This window comes from Mycoplasmopsis anatis (assembly GCF_900660655.1).
GTDB classification, from domain to species: Bacteria; Bacillota_I; Bacilli_A; order Mycoplasmatales; family Metamycoplasmataceae; genus Mycoplasmopsis; species Mycoplasmopsis anatis.
Genome location: NZ_LR215035.1, coordinates 654,555 through 678,218, shown reverse-complemented (window position 1 = coordinate 678,218; position 23,664 = coordinate 654,555). Strand labels below are relative to the sequence as shown.

Genomic DNA, 23,664 nt, shown 5'->3' with positions numbered 1-23,664 from the left:
AAAAAATGAATAAAACAAAATATGGAATTTTTGATTTCTTTAAATTTACAAAAGAAAGAAGGCAAAACACACAAGAACCAGCTAATAAAGAAACATGAATTAAACATGCAATTTCCGAATTTATTGGAACTATCTTTATTAGTATGGGACTAGCTGGTTTAAGCATTTATGTTGGAGATAAACCAATAGAACACTTATTTTTATTACACAACACAATCGTAGGATTTTTTGCTGGATTTATTGTTGTAGGTTTATGCTTATTCATCTTTTTAAGATGAAGCTGTGATTTAAACCCAGCGGTAACATTAACTAGATATCTTAATGGGACTAACACAGGTAGATATGCATTAATGAAATTTGCTATGCAAGTTTTAGGAATGTTCGCTGCTGCAGGTATTATTTATTTAATTGGAATTAACACTTCAACTAAAGGGATGCCAAACGCACCTATTTTAGCTGATGTAGCTGCAAATAAAGCATTTTACAACGTAAAAAATAGCAGTGTAATTAGTGGCTCAACATGAATTTTCTTCACTGAATTGGTTATGACTGCAATATTATTATTCCCAATTTTCTCACCAAATATTAATGATAAATATCGTGACTTAATGATTATGTTCATCATTTCACTTTCAGTGTGAATGGGAATTCTTGGTGGTTCAGCTGCTATTAACCCAGCTCGTGGATTAGCTCAACAATTACCATACTTATTTAATGCAGCACATACGGGTGCTTCAGTAACAAATTCATTTATCGGTGGAACAATTGCGATGACACTTGGTTCAAGTTTAGCTCCAATTTTCTACTTATTCATTCAAGGTGTTACACAAAAATACGTAAATCCATTTGTAGTATATTGCATTAAATTTAAAAACAGCAGAAATAATAATATGAAAATCAAATAGTAATTAGGATGTGCAAAACATCCTTTTTATTTGACAATTTTTAACTTATTAGGTTATTCTTGGTGTAAAAAAGTTGTATAAATACAACATTTACACTAGAAGTGAAATGAATATCAATTTAATGAAGCAAATCCTAACTAACTCATAAACATTATGCTGCTAAGTGGAAAATATAAAAAAATAGACATACGTCTATCTATCAAAAAATGTTTTAGCATTTAATGTTAATCTAGTTTCAATATTTGGATTAATCTCTTTTAAAGATTTAGTGTATCAATCTTTTTGATTTGATAAATTACCATAAATTAAGTTATAGTTTTCTATTTTAAAATCTGAATACAATTTGTAATCTATGTCATCTTCTTTAATAAATTTTTTAAATGTATCTATATTTTCCCATCATAATGGAAACCATAAACCAACACTATTATTATAATCGGCATATTTAATTACTGGATGATTATATATTTCCATAAGTGTACCACTGCTTCCTACACCATATGAAGTGTTATCAAAACCAATTGTTGTTGTAATATCCACAAATTTTTTGTTTTTTACATTTATAATACTTTGATTATTATTAATAAATCTATTGAATATATATGGATTTAGTGGTTCTCTATTTTCTTTGAAATGTCAAGAAATATTTGTTCTAAATGGAACTATAAGTTCTAAATTTCCATCTTGACTAAGATTGTACACGTGTGTTTTGCTAATTGAATTTTGGTCAGAATAATATTGATAATACTCGTTATCAATATTTCTATGAGTAAATGGATGATAAATTTTATAATGAGTTTGACCAAAATCATAAAATGAATACTTTTCGAAAGGGTAAGCAGCATATTTTCTTGTAAACATTTGAGCTTGATCAATATCTTTGAACTTAAATTCTAATATTGCTACATCAATATACTCTTCTAAATCCTGTTTATAATCACTTAAATTTAATTTAGTTTTAAATTTGTTAAGATTTGACTTAAAGATGTCAAACCCCATAAATACAATTTTAGGAGTCTCAACTATTTCAGATTTAAAAACATCATTATATAAAGTGAATTTTGAATTTGATTTTTGTTTAGTGAAATAACCTTGATATTTATCATAATTTTGATCATTTCAATATAAATCCAACGTATGAATATTTGTAATCATATATCAAGTTAGTGGATATTCTTCATCTTCATTAATTTGATAATCTATAAAACTACCATTAGCAACACTTAATTTATTATTATTTTGAATTGTGAACAATACTTTTGAACGATTACCATATTTATTTACACCAGGAACGATTAATTCAGGATCATAAGTATCAACTAAATTTTCAATTTTTTCTGTTTTATAACTATTTTCTTTAATTTTAAAACCAGTTATAACTAAAGGTGCTATCCCTACTTCTGTAGTTAATAAAATCCTCCTTTTAATTTGAAATAGGAAGACAATAGTACCTTGAGCTTCGTAATACTTGATATCATAAAGCTTTTCATTTTCAAAAAGTTGAATATATTCAGAAAAGTTTTCTTTTGTGACATCAGTGGCGAATGAATTAGAGATTAATTCTTTATTTAACTTATAATTGTTAGGAAATGGGGTTTTTCAATCAAATTTTTGAGGTAATCTACCAAAATCTTTTGAATCATATTTAGAATATTTATCAGGAAAATAAATTTTATATTGAATATATAATGAAGCTGATACTGGTAAGAACAGAATTGCAACTCATTTAAAAAAGTTCTTTCAATTAATATTTTTCTTAAACATATAAATCCTTTATATAATTAGCAAAATTAAACTCATTAGCTGGTGATAATCATTATCAATTTGAGCTTGGAATGCACGCAGGAATGTCTTCGACACTCAATTGTTGAGTTATGTATAAATCTGGATAACCAAATCATCCATCAGCAATTTTTCAAGGTTTGGTATAACTACTTCCATGATATTATTTAACAATTTTTATTAGATCAAGCAATATATGATTTATCAGTATCTCACACACAATCATATGTATACTCTCAATTGTAGCTATTAACCAATAATTTGTTTCCATTGTACTTAATTTCATTTATATCATTTAATAATAAAGCTTCTCCATTATCTAGTTTTATTTTTGAGTATATGTATAAGTTTTAACTATTCTGTCAATATTTGTTTTTCTTTTTTTGTTATTTTTTGTACAATTTTGCTTGCTAAAACTAAAGTTTGATCTCAAGAGATATTTAGATTTTATAATTTTGTGCCTAGCTTAGAATAATCATCATTTTCATTTAAGCTATTTATAAATTCATTTACTTCTTTATTCTTACTTAATGAGTTAAAAATATCATTAACTTTCTCTTGATCCAAACTTTCTATATATTCAAATAATCGATCTAGATATTTTATAAATTCTTTTATTTATTTAGCTTTATCTTCACTTCCATTATTTAAGTTAAAATATGGTGTAGTAGCTAATGATATAGAAGTGGTCAAACTACAAACTGAAATTAAAATCTTTGATTTTTTCATGGTTCTCCTTCAAAATTAATATATAAAATATTACAAAAAAATTAAAAATATATAAGTAATTTATTTAATAAATGTATAATGTTTTCATTATGACTAAAAGAATTAAATTTATTTTAACTTCTACAGTTCTTGTGTCTGCATTCGCCACAGCTTTGAGTGCTTCTTGCAACAAAGTAAGTAATGTTTATGACAAAGAATTAAAAGAAGCATATACAGATTGATACAAATCACTAACTAATTCTACATGAAATAAAGACAGAAATGGTAAATTTATTGACTATCATTTAACTTCAGAGCAGCAAGCGATTGGTTTATATTCTTGATGTGGTGGTGTATTCTGAAATGAACCGTTGCACAAAGGAATTGAACCTACTAATGTTTCATTATTGATTAAAAATGACAACCTAGATAAAAATCGTAGTTTAGAAATTCGTGGCGAAGATTATAAATATATTGATTCAGCACTTGAAAAAGCAACATATCCAAGAAATGATGTTTTATGACATGGTGTTGAATATCAAGAAGTCGAATTTTACGAACAACTTAAAGACTTTATTATTGAAAATAACGGTAAGTATAATTATGACAATTGTGTTGGTAAAACAATCCAATCTAAAGGGTTTATTTCAACAACTTTAATTAAAAAGTATGCAACTGAATTTTTTGGTTGACGTCCTACTTTTGCCGACCAATGAAATTCAGATATAGTTGAAAATAACCCCTTAAAAGAAAAAGTTGCATTCAAAATTAATATCCAAAAAGGTTATAAAGGAGCTGCTTATTTAGCTAACTTTGACTTTGCTGGTTTTGGAGAAGGAAGTGAAGAATCACAAGTTTTACTTAAGAGAAATTCTAAGTTTAAAATAATTAAAGTGTATAAAGAAAAAGATGTAAATATTTTTGAAGTAGACCTTGTTTAATAAATATGAAAAAATATGAAACGCATAAAAAGTATAGTCCTTATTGGGGCTATATTTTTTATGCGTTAAACACTATAAAGACTTCATATTATAAATATATACAATTTAATATATGTAAACGATTACACATTGATTATTGTATAACAAAATGCTTTCAATTTTGAGTATATACTTTAGTATAATTTAATAACTATCTTGTAAAGGGACTTGACGAGTCAAATAATACTGTCGTATTTGTGACCAAAAGTGCCTGAATTATGTCATTCATAATAATGTTTGCATTGATAGTAACCTTTGCCAATCTAATTGGTACGATATTTTTCTAAGGAGGTAAATTTTGAAGTATTCACAGAGCGTGTGTGCACTTAATTTACTTAAGTGTGAACAACAAATTGATGATTTAGTAAAAAATGGGCTTGAATACATGCATTTAGATTTTATGGATTTTCATTACACATCCAGCTTTGGATTAAATATTGAAACTGCTGATTATTTGATTAAAAAATATCCTAATGTAGAATTTGATGCTCATTGCATGACTAGTGATGTAAGTTTGTTATTAAATAAATTCAATGAAATTAAAATTCACAGAGTTTCGTTTCCTATAAGACAAGCAAGTGTTGAAAAAATAGATTCTTATAGAGAAAAGTTTTCTGGACAAATTGGAGTTATGGTCGAATCACAAGATGATATTGAAAAATATACCGAAGTTATTAAGAAAGTTGATTTTGTTGTTTTGATGACTATTGATAAAATCGGGGGTACTGGAGTTCAATTGAATCCAGAACTACTAAAGAGAGTTAAATTATTAAAACAAATTAATCCAAAATTATTAATCATCAGTGATGGTGGATTAAGAGAAAATAATGCTAATTTGTTCTTTGAAAATAATGTTGATATAGCTGTTGGTGGTTCTATAATAAATACTTATTCAGCAAAGGATAAGGTTGAATTCATGACTTGATGAAACGAGAAATATGGAATATAATGTTTTTGATTTCTCTAGTGTAAATACTATAAAAATATCTTTTTGAACTTTATCTTTAGTTTTAATCCTTATATTAATTGGTGTTATTATTTGAAGACTTTTCTTTGATAAAAATCCAAATAATTTAATAACTAATTCTAAAAATATTGGTGCAATCGATAAAGAGTTAGACAGATTAATTGATGGTTTATCTAAAAATAAAGAATTTGAAATAATTTATAACATTTTAATTAAAAATAAATTTTCTAAATTAAATTATTCTTTAATTCCTGCGATCATAATTTATAAAAACAGAGTTTTTTTAATTTCAAATATGATCAAGAATTCTATTAATGATGAATTAGTGATAAATGATAAAGAAATTTGATTGATTCATAATAGTAAAAAGAAAACATTAAAAGAAGTGCAAATGCACTGATACAATGAAATAATTAAAATGCTTAAGCATGATTTTTTACCTGATAGTAAATTTAAGTTTGAATTTATTGTTTTATTAAAAAATGATATTCGAAAAATAAGCAATAACACTTCATTTATGGTATCTAATTCAATTGATTTTATTGAAGAAATTGAAAAAAATTACGAAGCATATGATGAATTAAGCTTAAACGATAAATATAAATTAGTGGAAAAATTACAAAAAGAAAACTTGTATAAAATAAAAGCTAAAAAATAATGAATTTTTTAATTGCTACATTTATATTTGCTTTAATTGTTGTAATTTCACTTGTTTATTGTTTCTTAATATATAATGCTTTAATTCAAAATAGTAAAGAATTAAATTCTAACTTACCTTACACTTCAGTTAAATATGCAAAAAAAGTATTAGATAAAAAGAATCAATTAATTCAATTTGAATTCAATCAAAATTATTTCACTTTTGAATTAGATAATAGAAAAAAAATAATTCACTTTAATGAAAGTATTATTGGAGATTATTCTGTATATTCATTAACAATGTCATATTTACAATGTTATAAGTTTATATTAACTAAAAAATGAATGAATATAGTTCAATATGTTATTAAATTATTATTTCCTATAATTTGAATTAGTATCTTTGTATTATTGTTTTTCCAATTTTGAATTATTTCAGCAATTTTATTCATAAGTATACTTCTTATAGCATTGCTAAGTTTTGGAATATTTTATAAAACTAGACGCTTAATTAATGATTCGGTTATGGAACAACTTAAATATGTTCTTGCTGAAAATGATTTTAAAATTGCTAGTAGATTACTAAGAAGAAATTATTTTACTGAAATTAATTTGATTCTTTTTTCAGTTGTGGAACCGGTTAGAGATTTAATAGTTTTATTCAACAAATGAGGTAAATAGTGAACTTAAGTAAAAATGATAGAGAACGTTACATTAATTTATTAACAACAGTTTATGAAGAAGAAATTGAAAAGGTTGAAAAATTAAACGATCAAGAACTTTATGAATTAGTTGTTAAGCACCAAGAAAGTCAAATTAAAAAATCAAAGAACCCCAATAAGTTTTTCATGTATTATAAAGGTCTACCAGAACCAAAAGAATATAAACCAACCACATCTAAAAAGTATGGTTTGATTATTGTTATTATATTCTTTAGTATGTTTGTAGTTTTATTTATAATATTAATGTATCTTGCATTACAAAATCACAGTTAGGAGAGATATGTCAAAATTATTCAATGAAGAAATGCTTGAATTCAATAGTATTAAAGATTGAAAAGAATGTGTAAATCGTGGTGTTGAACTTTTAGTAAATAAAAAGTATGCAACAAAAGAATTAGCTGACGCAATCTTTAAGTCAACTGAACAATTTGGAGCTTATTATGTTCTTGAACATGGTTTAGCATTACTACATGCAGCACCTGGGCCTTATTCACTTAAAAATGGTGCTTCTGTTATGGTACTTGATGACTTTGTTCAATTCAATAATCAAGAAGATAAATATGCTAAAGTTATTATTACCCTTTGTGCAGTTGACTCACATTCACATTTAGATATTCTTCAAGAATTTGCTCATTATTTTACTAATGAAGAATTCAAAAAAGAACTTTACCAAGCAAAAAATATCAATGAAGTTAAAACTTTAATTCAAAAATTTAAATAAGGAGAAAATTATGGTTATTCAAACAGTATGTGGATCAGGACTTGGATCAAGTCTTTTAGTAGAAATGAATGTTAAAAGTGTTTTAAATGCACTAAATGTTCCTTATGAAAAAGTAGAACACACAAACATTAGTTCATTTACAGGAGTTGGGGTTGACTACGTTGTAGTTGGAGCTGATGTTGCCCCTGTATTAAACTTTCCTGAAGAGAAAAAAATTATTTTATTAAATATTCTTTCAAAACAAGAACTTGAAGAAAAACTTAAAAAAGTACTTGGATTATAAAAAAATATTATTTTAACAATCGAAACTTATTTTCTGGTTGATAAGAGTATGGTTTAGGCTGCTTGTTAAAATTTAAACCAGTTAGACAAATAAATAAGAGGAGAAAAATGAACTTTGTATTAAGTTTTATTAAAGCTTTTGCAAGTACTCCTGCGTTTCTTGTTGGAATTTTTACGTTAATTGGTTGTTTAGTTTTACGTAAAAAAGTCTCAGAAACAATAGTATCTGTATTCAAAGTTATTGTTGGATTCCTTATTCTTAGCGGTGGAGCTGGAGTACTAGTTGGTTCTCTAGAAAAATTCCAACCTGTATTCCAAGAAACTTATGGATTAGAAGGAATTATTCCAAATAACGATGGATTTGCCGGAGTTCTTACAAAAGTTTCAGCAATCACAACAGTTGGTTCGTTGATTATGATTGTTGGTATGATCTTTAACCTTGTTCTTGCAATCTTTTCAAGATATAAATACGTTTACTTATCAGGACACGTATTATTCTATACATCATTAATGATTGCTGCAGTTTATATTACACTTGGATTTGATCCAGCTAAAACTGGAGATTTCTTCATGATTTTATTCTCTGGTTCAGCATTAATGGGTGCTTACATGGTTATTTCACCTGCTGTTCAACAAAGACACATGAGAATGATTAATTGGTTCAGACGAAATTGGTCTTGGACACACAGGTGGATTTGGATACGCAATTAGCGGATACATTGGTGAAGGTATTGGAAAATTAATGAAAGGTAAAGTTACTTCAACAGAAAGTATTAAATTCCCTAAATCATTATACTTCTTCAGAAACACACTTGTATCACTTACAATTACAATTTTAGTATTCTACATGGTTGCATTCATTCCTGGTGGAATTCTTTATGAAATGGGTAAAATTTCAAAAACAAGTAAAGCATATGAAGTATTAAATAAAGATAGCTGAATTATCACAATGATTGTTCAGGCCTTTACATTTACTGCTGGTGTTGAAATTATGCTTTCAGGAGTTAGATTATTCATCGGTGAATTAATCCCAACATTTAAGGCTATCTCAGATAAATTAATCAAAAACTCTAAAGCAGCTGTTGACTGTCCAGTTGTGTTCCCATATGCTCCTAATGCAGTGTTAATTGGATTTATTTCAAGTTTCATTGCCGGAATTGTTGGAATGGCTATTACAATTGGTCTTAAAGTTGGCGGACTACTTACTGTTGTTATTTTACCTGGTTTAGTACCTCACTTCTTCTTAGGTGCAACTTCGGGAGTATTTGGAAATGTTAGAGGTGGAATTCTTGGTGCTATTGTTGGACCATTTGTTCATGGACTTATCATTACATTAGTACCTGCTATCTTCATTTGAGGACACTGAGTTCCAAACGCTTCAGACACACTTAAAGCTCTTGTAAAAAATGATGATCTTAAAGGTATTACATCATTAAACTGAGGTGATACTGACTACATTATAGGTGCTATCCCTGGATTGTTCGGATTAATCAATAAATATGTAGGATTTGCCGCTCCATTAGTAATTTATGTTGCATTAATTATTGATGGTATTATTGCAAAATTTACATCAAAAAACAAAAAAGAAGCTAAAGTAGCTGCTTAATGTTACTAAGTGACATCAATGGTGTCACTTTTCTTTTTTTTAAAAATTGTGTCATCAATAACTTCATCTAAAACCTTATTAAATAATTTAATAACCTTAGGTTTATTTTAATAATAAAAATAACACAAAAACTAAAAATGTTGGTTTGTGCTATTTTTTATCGTAATTTAATCTTTTTATTACTCACTTTCCTTTTTTCTTTTAACCTTCTCTAATTAAAATTGATTTAGTTTGTAGTGAAGATATTATTCTTTCAACTGTTCTAGTTGAAAGATTTGTTAATTCTGAAAGTTTTAGTACTGTAATTTGCGAGTTGTTAGTAATGTAATTTAAAATTAATCTTTCATTATCCTTTAAGTTTAATAGTGATTCATCAAAATAATTTGTTTCATTACTTTCTTCATTATTGTTAATTAAGTTTTCATCAATATTTTTATTAATTTGAACATTACCATTCATATTAAAAGGAATAATACACTTTATTGAACTTTCACCAATTTTAATTGATTCTTTTCCATAAACACTAACTATTTTAGGAACACCATGCACTGTATGTCCAGCTAATCCTAAATCGATAAAAATTCTCATTAAACTTTGATTTCTTGGTCTACTAATCCCATCAAAGAATTCATCCTCACTTAATCCAGATATCAATCCACCGTGAGAAACAATTTCAATTCTATTACTGTAAAATGAAATTTGTGGAGTTCCAATTGTTCAATCATTATGGATAATTGCATTTAAAATTGCTTCATTTACTGAATCCATATCAAAAAGGAGTCTCTATTCTAGGTCTAACAGTTGTATCTAAAAAATTTGTATTTAGCGATTTAAGTCTATTTATAAGATTTTTGTACGCTGTAATTATACAAAAATTACCTACGTCAACTCTTTGTGAAATGGAGGTTTTATCAATTCCATTAAATTTAACAAAAACTAATGATAAATTGTTTTTATCTGCTAGTAATTCAGCAAGAAGATTGTATTGATTAAGTGAATTTCTTAATGAAAGATTCTTTTCAAAAGTATTATTATTCAAATGTTTATTTTTCTCTTCATAATATATTTTAAGACTGGAGAATGTTAAATCAGAATTTTCATTTCCCATTCTAATAATAAAATCATTATCAGCAAAACTTTTATGTATTCTTTGATTTATTTCCTAAACTGTTAATGGAACACAAGTTGAACCGACTCTTTTATAACAACCTTTTGAAGATAATCCAAATTGTTTATCGTAGTATATTTCTTCAGTACCCTTTTTAATTACAATAAGTACACCTAATTTGCCATTTTTGAGCTTATGCCATCTCGGAAATTCTAAATTTGTGGGTATAGGTTCTATTTTTGACACTACAATATCTGATATTTTTTTTAAGGTCTTATCATGATTTTCTATTCATACTTCTTCACCGTTATTTTTTACACCTATTATTATTTCTCCCCAAGTGTATTTAAAAATGAGACAATTTCTTTAGTTAAACTATCATTTAATTTCTCTTTTAACTTCAAAATTTCTAATTCTATATAGGGATTATTAGTCATATTAATATTATGACAATATTTATAATTTTTTGACGGTTTAAATGTCGGTATAAATGACGGTATATTTTTATTCCTGTCGGGTTAAATACGTACTTATTTGCAAAAAACACCAAATTAATTGATTTTTAATATAAAAATTCCAATAATTAATTTTAAACCGTCTTTTTAAATAGACATAGTGTCGGTATAAATGACGGTTAAATTATAGAAATTGCTAAAGTAATCAAACAAAATCACTTTTTAACAATAAAAAATAAAATATTTTATTATTAAACTATAATATAAACATGACTCAAAATTTAATAATAAATAAAGAAGAAATTGTTTCAAATTTTAATATTTACACTAAAAATATTGGTTATACAATAGCTGGTGGAATAATAGTTGGATTACTATTGATAGCTTTAGTTACTTTTTTAACTTATTTATTTATATTTAAGTATAGAAAAGAAAAACAAGGTTTTATTTTTGAACATAATGTAACAAGTAAACTTAAAGATGCTGCTAGAAGAAATAATATGTATTTCATTGAAGGTGGAGTATTTTCTTATGATGGTAATATGTTTGAAATAGATGGTATCTTATTTAATGACAATATTGCTATTGTTGTAGAAACTAAAGCATACAAAGATAATATCTCAGGACTTGCTGAGTCAAGCGAATTGCAAATAACAGACCGTAAAGGTAAAAAATTTGCTATCAGTAACCCAATATTGCAAAACACCAAACATATTAAACACTTATATAAATTGGCCAATTTAAAATTTAGTGCTTATTCGTTAATAGTATTGCAAGATGGGGCAACATTTAATATCTCAAATATTCCATCACATACAATTATTATTAATGAAAGCGCTATTGATGAAACAGTTAGAAGTGTTGTAATTGAAACAAATAATAGTTTAAATAAATTTGATTCTAAGTATTTATTAAAAGTGCTTAAAGATATGAAAATCAAAAGAGTATACGAAAAAAATAAATTTAATAACTTAGTAAAAGGTAAGAAATAATGAATACATTAGAAATAGTATCTAAAGAATTAAAATTAAAAGTAGAACAAATTAAAGCGACTTTAGAGTTAATCGAAGAAGGTGCAACAGTTGCATTTATAGCACGTTATCGTAAAAATATTACAGGTGGGCTTGATGAAGAACAAATTCATCAAGTTTATTTAATTTTTAAGTACCAAGAAGAATTAAAAGAGCGTAAGGAGAGTATCCTTAAAATTTTAAGTGAGCGTAATTTGTTAACTAAAGAAATCGAAGACAAAATTAAAGAAACAACCAAAAAATCGGATCTTGAAGCTATTTATGAACCATTTAAGGTTGGTAAAAAAACCAAAGCAAGTGAAGCTATTGCTCTTGGACTAGAAGAACTTGCTAGAGAGATATTTAATAATGCCGATATAAATTACAACCCTTATAAACATGCTACAAAATTTATAAACGATAAAGTAGTTAGTGTTGAATTTGCTATAGAGCAAGCTTTATTTATTATCTCTCAGTGAATTAGTCAAGACCCTAAAGTTCATGATTTTGTTAAAGAACAATTTAATAATTTTGGACTAATTCAAACTACTAAGAAGAAAAATAGTATTGATGAGTTTAAAACTTATGAAAATTACTATGAATTTAGTCAATCAGTTAAAACAATTCAAAACTATAAAATTTTAGCTATTAATCGAGCTGTCAAAAATAAAATAATTGACTTAAAATTTAAGATTAAATTTGAATTTTTACACTACAACATATCGAATATGTTTTTTAAAAATAAAAGAACTTTTGCTCTAGTGAGAACTGCAGTTGAAGATTCACTAAAAAGATTAATTATTCCTTCGATAGAGCGCGAGGTGTTTAACGAATTATTTGCTAGAGCTGAAAAAAGTTCAATTGAAATTTTTGCTGATAATCTTGAATCAATGCTTATGATGCCAGCTGTGAAAAATAAAAAGGTTTTAGCTATTGACCCAGCATACGTAAACGGTTGTAAGTTAGCGATGTTAAGTGAAACTGGAGATTTATTGGAAACAGCAGTAATTTATCCCAATAAACCACTTTTGAAAATTAAAGAAGCGAGCGAAATTAGTGCTAAAGTGATTTTAAAATTTAAACCAGATGTAATTGTGGTAGGTAATGGAACAGCTTCAAATGAAACATGTCAATTTATGCGCGACTTAGTAAAATACCTTAAGTTAAATATTTCTGTTGAAATGGTTTCAGAAGTTGGGGCTTCAGTTTATTCAGCTAGTGATATTGCTATACAAGAATTTCCAGATTTAAAAGTTGAAATGCGTTCAGCAATTAACATAGGAAGAAAATTCCAAGATCCATTAAATGAAATAGTTAAAATTGATCCTAAATCTATCGGAATTGGACAATATCAACATGACTTAAATCAAAATGAATTAGCACAAGCACTTGATTTTAAGGTGGAGAAAGTCGTGAATAGTGTTGGTGTAAACTTAAATAGTGCAACTGAAGTTATACTTACAAAAATATCAGGTATTAGTAAAAATGTTGCTAAAAATATTATCAATTATCGTAAGGAAAATGGTGAATTTAAGAATAGAAATGAACTCAAAAAGGTTAAATCACTAGGAGCAAAAACATTTGAACAAGCCGTAGGATTTTTAAGAATTTTTAACTCAGAAGAATTTCTTGATCAAACTAACATCCATCCAGAGAGCTATGTTTTAGCTAAAAAAATAATGAAAGAGTATAAATACGATCAAAATTTACATAAATTTAACCAAGAAATCGACTCAGAAAAAATTATTGAAAAATTTAGCAGTGATCACTACACAATTAATTTAATAATTGATTCATTGTTAAATCCAGGTAAAGATATTAGAGATAATAAAAAAGGGTTTGTAACTAATGAAAATATTGTTGAATTTGATCAAATTAAAGTAGGTGATAATTTTATTGGAAGGGTTCAAAATATCACTGACTTTGGTATTTTTGTATTTATTGGTATAAAAGATTCAGTTTTTATTCACAGCTCTAAGATTAACAATATTAATTCAATCAAAATTGGAGATGATATTAATTTAGAAATCATAAATGTAGATCATGAAAAGAGAAGACTTTCAGGGAAATATATTGCTTAAATTTAAGTGGAGTTTCTCCACTTTTACTTTTTAAACCTAAATTTTTAAATGTGGAAATTTTCACATTTAAATAAAAATTAAAAGGTTTTTATTAGAATAAAATAAAATTTATATAGATAAAAATAGAAGATATTAGGAGAATTATGAAAAAGACAAAATTTATTATTCTTGGTGCAACAGTTTCTGCATTTGTACCATTTACAGCATTATCAGCTGGATGCAGCAAAGAAACTCAAAAAGAATATATAAAATCATCAGATAGAATTACAAACATTGTAACTAGAGATACAAATAATCTTGAATTAATCAAAGATTCTATTACAGTTACATACTTAATTGACGTAGGACAGCTTAAAGATAAAGCTTTATTCCAATCTGGATGAGAAGGTTTATTGACTCTTAGAGATCAACTTGAAGCCAATCCACAACTTAAAGGTAAAGTTAAATTTAATCCAGTTGTTCCTTCAGCTGTTTCTGACTTTAACGATTTCTACAACAACACTTTTGCAAAATCTGACATAGTTGTTATTAATGGGTTCACTCATGGTACAACTTTAGCTTCATTCCTTGAAAAATATGATCAAAAAACTAAAAACACACCTTTAGTTATTTGTTCAGAATTCGAAATCCCAAATAGTCCATATAAAAAATTAATAAATGCTAACAGTAAATTTATTGAATCTTCATATATTGTTGGAAATGCTACTGCTGAATATTTAGCTCTTAAATATCCAAATAACCCAGAAAAAAGAATTGTAGCTTCATTTGGTGGTGGAAACTTCCCTGGGGTACTTAATTTTAACGAAGGTTTTGTTAGAGGTGTTTATGACTATAATTTAATTGAAGGAAATAAAAAGACCGTTCATAACACATTAGTTTCAACACCTTTTGAAGCAACAACCGGTTTTGCTACTTCAGAATCAACATTCCAACCTAAAATTAAGGCTGTTATGGAATCAGAGGGTGTAAACGAAGGACGTAGTGGAAGACCTACCGTAGTTCTTCCTGTTGCTGGTCCTGCTACAGGTGTAGTTCTAGAATTGATCAACAATCTTAAGACAGATCAATTGGTAATTGGTGTTGACTCAGATCAAGGTTACGCATATACATCAAATGCCACAAGATTTGCTTCATCAATAACAAAAGAATATGGACAAACATACTATGATTTAGTTTTTGACTATATTTTTAAAGGTAATAATAAATATCTTGAAGATGACTCTGTGACACACATATACAACATAGTTGGTTCATATACAGATGGTTGAACTAAATTCTCTGCATCAAGACTGGCAAATGAGGAAGACAGAAAATTATACGATAAAGCTCTTAAAGATGCTCAAAGTAGATTCGAAGCATTAACTAAAGAGCAAAAAGATTTCATCTCTTCAAGTAAATATTATGACAAAGATGGGAATCAACAAAATGAAGAAGCTCAACTAAAAAGAGTTGAAAAAATTATTTTAGCAATAAAAGAAAATGCTAATAAATAATCAAAGTAATAAGGCGTAAGGCCTTTTTGCTTTTAATAAGGTTTATTATGGTTAATAATAAAATTGAAAATGCTATTGAATTTGTTAACATTTCAAAATCTTTTGGAAAAATAAAAGCAAACAAAAACATTAGTTTTAATGTTAAAAAAGGTACAATCCATGCACTTATTGGGGAAAATGGTGCTGGAAAAAGTACTTTAATGTCAATTTTGTTTGGTTTATATGAACCTGATGAAGGGTTTATTAAAGTTAATGATAAAAAAACATTAATTTTATCACCAAATCAGGCAAATGATCTTGGAATCGGAATGGTTCACCAACATTTTAAATTAGTAAATGTTTATAAAAATATCGACAATATAATTTTAGGAGACGAGACAACATTTTCTAAATTTAAGATAATCAATAGAAAACCATCAATTAAAAAAATTCAAAATATTCAAGAAAAATTTAATCTTCATTTTGATTTAAACAAGCAAACCGGTACTGAACCGGTTTCAATTCAACAAAAAGTTGAAATTATGAAAATGCTTTATCGTGACTCTGAAATTCTAATCTTTGACGAACCTACTGCAGTTTTAACTGACGAAGAAATTCAAGGGTTATTGGAAACCTTTAGACTCTTTAAGGAGCAAGGGAAAACAATAATCTTCATCTCTCATAAACTAAAAGAAATCAAACAAGTTGCAGATTATGCAACAATTCTAAGACATGGTGAAGTAACAGGAAACTTTAAGGTAGCAGATACATCAGTTGAAGAAATGGCAAAATTAATGGTTGGTGGGCAAGTTGAAACAATCCTAAACACTCATTCTGACACCAATAACAAAGAAGCTATTTTAAAAATAGAGAATGTTACAACTAAGGGAGATAAACCTCTAAAAAACTTTTCTCTAGATGTTCATTCTGGAGAAATAGTTGCAATTGCGGGTGTTGAAGGGAATGGACAACTTGATTTAGAATACGTTGTTTCTGGTCTTAAAAAACCAACTTCAGGTTCAATTAAGTTGAAAAAGACTGAGCTAATTAAAGATAATTACAATAAAATGCTTAAAAGAGATAAGAAGACAAACATTATTTATTCAAGTATTTTAAGCATTGTTGCTTTAGTCATTATTATTTTGATGAGTTTATCAAAGGTAATGTCTAATGTAATACCAATTAATCTTATGATAACTTTATGTTCATTACTTTTAATTATTATCATTCCAATTTTAATCATCTATTTGGTAAATTTATTTAGAAATATTAAAGCTATCCAAGAATTTAATATTGATAAAAGTGATTTTATTGACATAAGCAAATTAAGCACTTATAAGATTTCTCAACTTGGATTTTCATACATTGCCAGTGATAGACATAAACACTCGATGATCTTAGACTATACAGTTTTTGATAACATGCAGTCTAGAAGATTGTGAGATTCTAAATATGTAAAATTTGGAGTTTTTAGAAGAAAAAATATTAAGAAAGATTTAGATATCATTATTGATAAATTCGATGTTAGAGGGGCTAGAAAAGGTAATTCACTTTCAAGATCTTTATCTGGTGGAAATCAACAAAAATTCATTGTTGGAAAAGAGATGGAAAATCCTCACGATTTTATAATTATTTTACAACCAACTCGTGGATTAGACGTTGGTGCAATTAAAAATATTCATGAAAAGATATTGCAAGAAAAAAGTAAAGGAAAAGGAATTTTACTTATCTCTTATGAACTAGATGAAGTTATTGCACTGGCAGATACAATCGCAGTTATTAATGAAGGACAACTTAGTGTAGTCAGAGAATCTAAAAACTTAAGCAGAGCTGAAATAGGAGTTTATATGTCACATAAGAAAAATGGAGGTGAAAATGAATAAAACAAAAGATAATAAATTCATTAATTCTCTTAATGAACAATTTAGTGATAAAAAATATAAACTTCAAAAAGTTTTAACTTTTGAAAATGGTACAAGCACATTAAAAAAAGTTTTTAGTTCGCTTTGGGCGATTGTAGTAGGTATGATTCTTTCTGGAGTTGCATATGGATTTTATATCTTCATTAGTAATGGTAGCTTTGGAAATCCATTTGAATTTATTTCAAGTCTAATATCTTCTGCCTTTAATGAATATAATATTTCAAACTTTTGGTTATATTTCACAATATTTGGTTTTTTAGGTTTAGCTATAGCTGTTGCTTTTAAGACTGGATATTTTAATGTTGGGGTATCAGGACAAATGACCTTACCAGCATTGTTATTCTTTTCATTCTTAATTTTAAGTAGAAATTTTGAACCATCAACAATAACACTATTTGTTTCAATGATCTTATTTATAGTTGTTGGTTTTATTTGTGGATTAATTTCAGGGTTATTAAAGTCATATTTTAATGTTCATGAAGTTATTTCAACAATTTTCTTAAACTGAATTATTGTTAGTGTTGGTAAGTGATTATTAGCAAAAGAGAATGAGATTTTAATACCTTTATCAAGCGATAATATTGACACTTTTCTTTCAACTCTTCCTTACACAACTTCAAGACTATCAATAACAACAACTCAAATTGAAACATTCAAAATAATCGGAGTTATACTATTAATAGTACTTGCTTTAGTATTTTTATTTATTTATAAAAATACATCAATTGGTTATAAATTGAAGATGATCGGTTTAAACAAACATAATGCTGATTATGTTGGAGTAAACCAAAAGGTATTAACCATTAGTGTTCTTTCAATTTCTGGTGCACTTGGAGGAATTGCTGGATTCTTCTTGTTTGTAATTAAAGATAAGGCTATTACAGGGCTAGAAGCAGGACCGATCGCTATGGGATTTGAATCAATAGCAATCGCTTTAATTGCATTAAATAATCCAATCGGAGTTTTATTCTCAAGTGTATTCTATAGTATTATTTATACTGCAAAAGTTCCTTTATTCTCTGAATTAGGAGTTGTTAAAGAATTTTATCCAATCGTTACAGGTTTAATGATTTTTATTATTGCTATAGCTATTGTGTTTAATAAAATTACTCCAATAAAATCATTACTAAAATGAATTATCATTCTTAAAAACAAAGAGTATTGAAAAGTCAGAAAAGAATACTATGCAGAGAAAAAGAACATGACAAATAAACACAACTCTAGAGTAAAAGAAGTTAAAAAACTTGCTACTGAAAGAAAAAAAGAATTTAATTCAGAAACTAAAGAATATTTAAGTCAAACAAGTAAATTACGAAAAGACTTAAATAAAAAAGATGTTGACATTAACTTAATATATTCGGAGTTAGCTAGATTAAAATTTGATTATAATGAGAAAGTTAGACTAGCTGGACTTGATGTATATCAAGACTATATTTCATATTATAAGAATACAAAACGCGAAAATAAACTTAAATTTAAACATTATAAAGATGAACTATTTAAAGATACGTTTAGAAAATTCATTAATACAAAAATATTTAAGAAAACCAATTTAATAGTTGAGGAGGAAAAATAATGTCAGTAACTGTTGTTATTTTTGCAACCTTAATTTTCTGTGTATTATTACTCGGATCTATATCAGGGATATTTTCTGAAAGGGTAGGTATAGTAAACATAGCTATTAATGGTTTTGTTGTTTTTGGAGCCTTTATCACATGCCTTATAAGTTTTATACTAACGGATCTTATATTTGAACAATCAAGTATTAATATGTGATTCCAAATTCCAATTACATTTTTAGCATCTTTAATCACCGGATTGTTTGCATTAATTTTTGGATTTATGACTATAAAACTTAAAGGAAATCAAACTGTTGCAGGTTTTGCAATTTCTCTGTTGATTACAGGTATTTCAGCATTTGGTATATATATTTTACAAACCAAACAAGGGGCTGGAATTTTACAAAACTATGGAACAACTGAGCTAACATTAAATCCATCACCAAATTCATGAGAAAATTTAGTTTCATGAAAAATATTTATTACTATAGTGATAGTTGTAATTAGTATTTTTGTGATACAAAAAACTAGATGAGGTTTAAGATTTAAAGCAATAGGTGAAAACCCTCAAGCTGCAGATGTAGCAGGTATTAACGTTTCAAGAATGAAATGACAAGGAATATTCATTTCTGGATTGGTTGCTGGAGTTGCTGGTTCAATTTTTGTTCAAATGCAATGAACATTATTCGTTAAATCAATTGATGTGCAAGGATTAGGATTTATGGCTCTGTCAATTATGATTACTTCTCAGTGAAAAATTCACTATTCAGTCTTTGTTTCACTTGCATTTGCATTCTTATATTCTTGATCTTTCTATGGTGTTATTGAAATCGCATCAATTAAGAGATATGGGTTCTTATTCCAAGCCGTACCATACGTTGTAACGATTATAACTTTAATTGCATTTAGTAGAAAAACCGTAGCTCCTGAAGCTCTTGGGGTACCATATGATAAATCAAAAAGATAATTTATAATCATAATTATTTATGTAAAGGAGAAAAATGAATAAAAGAAAAATATTAACTTTGGGATTAGTTTCAACAGTTGTTGCTCTTCCATTATTATCAACAGCAATTTCATGCACAGATAGTAAGGAAGTTAACGAACTTAAAGCAAAAATTGAAAAAATGGAAAAGGATCATGCTAAAGAACTTGAAGATCAAAAAGCTCTTGCTAAAGTTGCGCTAAATTCAAAACTAAACGCATCATCGAATTTATGGAACACTTTAGCACCTGAAAAAAGTGCTATGGGCCTTACAATATATAATTTAGCTAAACATGCTTTTGATGTAATGAGTAAGCAAGAAAATATTGTGACAAATAAAGTCATAGTACATAAAAGTGAACAAAATACAACAGTTGAAATTCAAGCAACAAATGAAAACGAATACATTCCGGTAGTATTCATGGATTTAGATGAGACAGTATTAAATAATATAGCTTACCAAAATTGACTATTGTTAAATAATCAAACTTACAATGGTGCAGAATGAGCTAAATTTGTTAATTCAGCAGTTTCAACTGAAGTAAAAGGTGCAATTGAATTCATTAAATATGTTTATGACCATGGTGGTGTTGTAATGTTTAATTCAAACAGACAACAAAGAAGCCAAATTGATCCATCAAAATTAAATTTAAATAAACTTGGTCTAGATAATGCATATATGCCAAATTGAATTTGATGAATGAAGGGTACTAATGCATCTGGAACTAGTGACAAACCTTGAACTACTACAACAGGTACCAGTTCTAAAGAAGAAAGAATGAATTTTGTTAGCACAAATAAATTAGAAATTGAAGAAGGTAAAAATGTAGCCTTTAGAGTAGTTATGAAAGTGGGTGATGATATCAATGACTTTAATGATAACTTTACTAAAGATGCTAAAGCAGTTAGTGATTATGAATTAGTTAATAATTTGATAAACACATCAGCAGTTGGTAAACTTTATGGTAATTTAGACTTAAACAATAAAGAACAATTCTATAATCCAACAACTAAGCAATGAGAAACTAGAGATTGATCAGCGTCATATATTCTAATTCCAGGTAACGCAAGTTATGGTAGCTTTATCGAAAGAACAACAAAGAGCAGAAACCCAAGAATTGAATTGTATGAATCAATTTTAAGCAAATTTTCTGAATTTAACCATTAATTAAATTTGCAATATTCAGTAAAAATAAAAAAGTGGTAATATTTAAATTATGAAAAATGTAATACAAGTTAAAATTGAAATACAAAAAAATTCAAATATTAAATATGAATATAACCGTAAAACAAACGAAATTGAAGTAGATAGAATTTTAAGAGGAGATTTTGTTTATCCATGTAACTACGGTTTTGTTCCAGAAGCACTTGATTGAGACGGTGATGAACTTGATGTTTTAGTTTATTCTCCAGAAGTGTTTGCACCTGGTGTTAAATTAAACGCAAGAATTATTGGAGCTATGAAAATGATTGATGATGGAGAAACTGATACAAAATTAGTAGCTGTTCACCATGATGATTATCGTTTAGATAAAATTAATTCTATCAATGATTTGCCAAAAGAATTCATAAAATCTGTTGAAACATTCTTTAGCACATACAAAAACTGAAAGCGTCCTGGAATTACAAGTGTTGGAGGTTTTGAAGACACTGAATGAGCATTAAATGAATATGAAGAATGTGTTCATTTAATGAACAAATACGGTAAGTTAAGTAAAGAAGATTTCCTAAAAGAGATGAAATCTAAACACCCAGAAAAATACGTATAATAAAAAAGCTCAAATGAGCTTTTTTATTATACGTGCACCTCGTAATTGTTGTTTTTATTTTCAAAAGATTTAATAATAACTATAATTCCATAAATAAAGTTTGCTAAAGATCAAACTGTAGGAATAATAGATAGAATCATTGACAAAATTGGTACAAAAATAAATATTGTTGGAATAATAATAGCTATAATTGTAATTGCTATTGAAGCATAAAATAAATTATTTTTCTTAATGTATCATCAATTTATTCCTGTTCACCCTAAAAATAATGTCAATAATCCGAAAATTAATCCATTAGCTGGTCTCTTTACTTTTAGTTCTTTTATTAAATCGTTGAAGAAATTTTTCATATACCCTCCAAATTTCATTAATTATATCAAATTAATATTTAAATGAAATTCACCATGAATATTGAATTATTTTAGTGTGCAAAATGCAATACACCCAAATAAACAAAAAAGTTTTCTCAAAATAATTGAGAGAGTATTTTCCTTTTATAAACGCTAAAATTTATATGTTTTAAATAGTGAAATAAATATTTTATAAATTTATATTTTAATATATAATTAATAGGCATGGCGAACGTGGTGAAGCGGCTAACACAGCGGGTTGTGGTCCCGTCATTCGCGGGTTCGAATCCCGTCGTTCGCCCCATATCATTAAAGCAACCCTAAAGGTTGTTTTTTTAGTTGAAATTTAAGGAGAAACAATGTCAAAGAAGCCAAGAGCCTGAGAAATGATCCTTCTGATTATAAAAATGACCTTCATCGGTTTTGGTGGAGGTAATGCTCTAATGCCAGTTTTAAAAAATGAAGCAGTAGATAAGAAAAAGTGAATTACAGTTGAAGAGTTCGACAAAATTGTTATAGTTTCAAATATGCTACCAGGACCTTCAGTAATTGAAGCAATTTCATATTTAGCAATTAAAGTTTTTGGATTTTGAAAAGGTGCAATAATTACCTTTTTTGCAATGCTTCCACATATTTTACTTGCATATTTATTTTATTTTCTAATTTACTTATTACCGCAAAATTTCATTAGTGTTATTTCAGTTGGTGTTTTAACTGCTATTAGTGGTGTATTACTAGCGTTTGGTTATGAATATATGAAGTCAAGTAAAAAAGAAATTTCTATGCCTTTATGATTGATATTATTTTTATTTACTTTCGCTTTTTGTTTATTTATTCCAAGTCCATTTAATATCCCTATTGTTGTTATGATAATTGTATTTATTTGTTTTGGGTTATTTCAATTTTTATCTTATAAAAAAGCTAAGAAAAAGCAAAATGGAGATAAATAATGTTCATAGTTGTTTTATTATCCACCTGTTTATTTTTGGTTTTTGCATCGCTAAGTGTTTTTGGTGGTGGTCAAGTATTCATGCCAATTTTTAAGTGAATGTGACTATTTATCGCAAAGAATTTTGATATCAATATTAATGAGACGATGATTAATAATGTTTTTACAGTTTCCAATTCAACACCAGGAATTATCTCAACAAAGTTTGCATTCTTTACTGGATATTTTATAAGTAATGGAAGTTGGTATGGGCATTTATTAACAATTGTTACTTATATTTTCTTTGTTGCACCAGCGATTTTAATGATGTTTTACTCAATGAAGTATTTAAATAAATTTAATGACTCTCCAATTCTAAAGCGTTTAATTATTATCTTAAAACCTGTAGTTGCGGGTATTGTAATTTCATTAGCGCTGCAATTAATAATTAGCGTAATCTTTCCATATTTAATCTTTAACGATTCAATCAACGATTATTTTAAATTAAACTTTAGTAGTCAAAAAGTAATATTCTTTAGTGGATGAAGACTAATAGTTCTATATATTTATGTTCCTATTTCAGTTATAATTTCATTTATTTTATATAGAAAAAAAGTGTCATTATTTTGATTAATTATTGCTAATATACTAATTGTTTTAATTATATTTATGCCTTGATTATAAGCCCAAACTTAAATTTTAAACAAAAAGTT

At 27.0% G+C, this 23,664-nt stretch carries 24 protein-coding genes and 1 tRNA gene; 21 read left to right on the top strand and 4 right to left on the bottom strand.

The annotated features are described in order from the left end of the window. Nucleotides 1–5: 5 nt before the first annotated feature. Nucleotides 6–905, top strand: coding sequence for an aquaporin (locus tag EXC66_RS02830; protein WP_006886834.1), 900 nt, complete (start codon nucleotides 6–8; stop codon nucleotides 903–905). 192 nt (nucleotides 906–1,097) lie between these two features. On the opposite strand, the gene EXC66_RS02825 is transcribed toward EXC66_RS02830, so the two are convergent. Further along, nucleotides 1,098–2,669: a DUF31 family putative serine protease gene (locus EXC66_RS02825; RefSeq protein ID WP_112579246.1), complete on the bottom strand. Its 1,572-nt coding sequence runs from the start codon at nucleotides 2,667–2,669 to the stop codon at nucleotides 1,098–1,100. Nucleotides 2,670–3,505: 836 nt separating this feature from the next. Between EXC66_RS02825 and EXC66_RS02820 the strand changes: the two genes are divergently transcribed. The 9 genes from EXC66_RS02820 to EXC66_RS02785 all read left to right on the top strand — a co-directional run bounded on the left by EXC66_RS02820 (nucleotide 3,506) and on the right by EXC66_RS02785 (nucleotide 9,312). Further along, nucleotides 3,506–4,336 carry an ADP-ribosyltransferase gene (locus tag EXC66_RS02820; protein ID WP_129622374.1) on the top strand — a complete coding sequence of 277 codons (831 nt, stop codon included), beginning with the start codon at nucleotides 3,506–3,508 and terminating at the stop codon, nucleotides 4,334–4,336. Nucleotides 4,337–4,673: 337 nt separating this feature from the next. Beyond that, nucleotides 4,674–5,324, top strand: a complete 651-nt coding sequence (locus EXC66_RS02815; RefSeq protein WP_006886841.1) for a beta/alpha barrel domain-containing protein — start codon at nucleotides 4,674–4,676, stop codon at nucleotides 5,322–5,324. Next, nucleotides 5,314–6,000: a hypothetical protein gene (locus EXC66_RS02810; protein WP_006886842.1), complete on the top strand. Its 687-nt coding sequence runs from the start codon at nucleotides 5,314–5,316 to the stop codon at nucleotides 5,998–6,000. The genes EXC66_RS02815 and EXC66_RS02810 overlap by 11 nt, the downstream gene beginning before the upstream one ends. Then, entirely contained in the window at nucleotides 6,000–6,662 is a 663-nt protein-coding gene (locus tag EXC66_RS02805; RefSeq protein ID WP_006886843.1) for a hypothetical protein, read from the top strand. Before EXC66_RS02810 ends, EXC66_RS02805 begins: the two co-directional genes overlap by 1 nt. Then, a complete protein-coding gene (locus EXC66_RS02800; RefSeq protein WP_006886844.1) occupies nucleotides 6,662–6,976 on the top strand; it encodes a hypothetical protein in 315 nt (104 codons plus the stop codon). The genes EXC66_RS02805 and EXC66_RS02800 overlap by 1 nt, the downstream gene beginning before the upstream one ends. Before the next feature lie 7 nt (nucleotides 6,977–6,983). Beyond that, nucleotides 6,984–7,424, top strand: a complete 441-nt coding sequence (locus EXC66_RS02795; RefSeq protein WP_006886845.1) for a PTS sugar transporter subunit IIA — start codon at nucleotides 6,984–6,986, stop codon at nucleotides 7,422–7,424. Between the two features lie 10 nt (nucleotides 7,425–7,434). Further along, entirely contained in the window at nucleotides 7,435–7,707 is a 273-nt protein-coding gene (locus EXC66_RS02790) for a PTS sugar transporter subunit IIB (protein ID WP_006886846.1), read from the top strand. Between the two features lie 107 nt (nucleotides 7,708–7,814). After that, a complete protein-coding gene (locus EXC66_RS04500) occupies nucleotides 7,815–8,417 on the top strand; it encodes a PTS transporter subunit IIC (RefSeq protein ID WP_318023609.1) in 603 nt (200 codons plus the stop codon). Beyond that, nucleotides 8,308–9,312 carry a PTS transporter subunit IIC gene (locus EXC66_RS02785; protein WP_318023610.1) on the top strand — a complete coding sequence of 335 codons (1,005 nt, stop codon included), beginning with the start codon at nucleotides 8,308–8,310 and terminating at the stop codon, nucleotides 9,310–9,312. The genes EXC66_RS04500 and EXC66_RS02785 overlap by 110 nt, the downstream gene beginning before the upstream one ends. A 201-nt stretch (nucleotides 9,313–9,513) precedes the next feature. Here EXC66_RS02785 and EXC66_RS02780 read toward each other — a convergent pair whose 3' ends face one another. Together EXC66_RS02780 and EXC66_RS02775 are read right to left on the bottom strand one after the other, a co-directional pair. Next, nucleotides 9,514–10,080, bottom strand: a complete 567-nt coding sequence (locus EXC66_RS02780; RefSeq protein WP_083815544.1) for an ATP-binding protein — start codon at nucleotides 10,078–10,080, stop codon at nucleotides 9,514–9,516. Further along, the gene (locus tag EXC66_RS02775; protein WP_083815545.1) at nucleotides 10,037–10,420 is read right to left on the bottom strand and encodes a hypothetical protein; all 384 of its coding nucleotides are present in this window, start codon (nucleotides 10,418–10,420) and stop codon (nucleotides 10,037–10,039) included. Before EXC66_RS02775 ends, EXC66_RS02780 begins: the two co-directional genes overlap by 44 nt. A 724-nt stretch (nucleotides 10,421–11,144) precedes the next feature. Here EXC66_RS02775 and EXC66_RS02765 point away from each other — a divergent pair. From EXC66_RS02765 to EXC66_RS02730, 8 genes are all read left to right on the top strand, one after another. After that, nucleotides 11,145–11,867 carry a nuclease-related domain-containing protein gene (locus EXC66_RS02765; RefSeq protein ID WP_006886849.1) on the top strand — a complete coding sequence of 241 codons (723 nt, stop codon included), beginning with the start codon at nucleotides 11,145–11,147 and terminating at the stop codon, nucleotides 11,865–11,867. After that, nucleotides 11,867–13,966, top strand: a complete 2,100-nt coding sequence (locus EXC66_RS02760) for a helix-hairpin-helix domain-containing protein (RefSeq protein ID WP_006886850.1) — start codon at nucleotides 11,867–11,869, stop codon at nucleotides 13,964–13,966. The genes EXC66_RS02765 and EXC66_RS02760 overlap by 1 nt, the downstream gene beginning before the upstream one ends. A 143-nt stretch (nucleotides 13,967–14,109) precedes the next feature. Continuing rightward, nucleotides 14,110–15,459, top strand: coding sequence for a BMP family ABC transporter substrate-binding protein (locus EXC66_RS02755; RefSeq protein ID WP_006886851.1), 1,350 nt, complete (start codon nucleotides 14,110–14,112; stop codon nucleotides 15,457–15,459). Between the two features lie 47 nt (nucleotides 15,460–15,506). Beyond that, nucleotides 15,507–17,321: an ABC transporter ATP-binding protein gene (locus EXC66_RS02750; protein ID WP_006886852.1), complete on the top strand. Its 1,815-nt coding sequence runs from the start codon at nucleotides 15,507–15,509 to the stop codon at nucleotides 17,319–17,321. Beyond that, nucleotides 17,314–18,936 carry an ABC transporter permease gene (locus tag EXC66_RS02745; protein WP_006886853.1) on the top strand — a complete coding sequence of 541 codons (1,623 nt, stop codon included), beginning with the start codon at nucleotides 17,314–17,316 and terminating at the stop codon, nucleotides 18,934–18,936. The genes EXC66_RS02750 and EXC66_RS02745 overlap by 8 nt, the downstream gene beginning before the upstream one ends. Then, the gene (locus EXC66_RS02740) at nucleotides 18,936–19,886 is read left to right on the top strand and encodes an ABC transporter permease (RefSeq protein ID WP_006886855.1); all 951 of its coding nucleotides are present in this window, start codon (nucleotides 18,936–18,938) and stop codon (nucleotides 19,884–19,886) included. Before EXC66_RS02745 ends, EXC66_RS02740 begins: the two co-directional genes overlap by 1 nt. A 34-nt stretch (nucleotides 19,887–19,920) precedes the next feature. Next, nucleotides 19,921–21,072: an HAD family acid phosphatase gene (locus EXC66_RS02735; RefSeq protein WP_006886856.1), complete on the top strand. Its 1,152-nt coding sequence runs from the start codon at nucleotides 19,921–19,923 to the stop codon at nucleotides 21,070–21,072. A gap of 49 nt (nucleotides 21,073–21,121) precedes the next feature. After that, nucleotides 21,122–21,673 (top strand): inorganic diphosphatase, encoded by a 552-nt coding sequence (locus EXC66_RS02730; RefSeq protein ID WP_006886857.1) that lies wholly within the window; start codon nucleotides 21,122–21,124, stop codon nucleotides 21,671–21,673. A 26-nt stretch (nucleotides 21,674–21,699) separates the two neighbouring features. On the opposite strand, the gene EXC66_RS02725 is transcribed toward EXC66_RS02730, so the two are convergent. After that, complete coding sequence (locus EXC66_RS02725; RefSeq protein WP_112579248.1) at nucleotides 21,700–22,023, bottom strand: hypothetical protein; 324 nt, start codon at nucleotides 22,021–22,023, stop codon at nucleotides 21,700–21,702. 228 nt (nucleotides 22,024–22,251) lie between these two features. On the opposite strand from EXC66_RS02725, the gene EXC66_RS02720 reads away from it, so the two are divergent. The 3 genes from EXC66_RS02720 (at nucleotide 22,252) to EXC66_RS02710 (ending at nucleotide 23,635) form a co-directional block, all read left to right on the top strand. After that, a tRNA-His gene (locus tag EXC66_RS02720) sits at nucleotides 22,252–22,327 on the top strand. Between the two features lie 55 nt (nucleotides 22,328–22,382). Next, nucleotides 22,383–22,973, top strand: coding sequence for a chromate transporter (locus tag EXC66_RS02715; protein ID WP_006886381.1), 591 nt, complete (start codon nucleotides 22,383–22,385; stop codon nucleotides 22,971–22,973). Beyond that, the gene (locus EXC66_RS02710; protein ID WP_006886380.1) at nucleotides 22,973–23,635 is read left to right on the top strand and encodes a chromate transporter; all 663 of its coding nucleotides are present in this window, start codon (nucleotides 22,973–22,975) and stop codon (nucleotides 23,633–23,635) included. Before EXC66_RS02715 ends, EXC66_RS02710 begins: the two co-directional genes overlap by 1 nt. Nucleotides 23,636–23,664 lie beyond the last annotated feature (29 nt).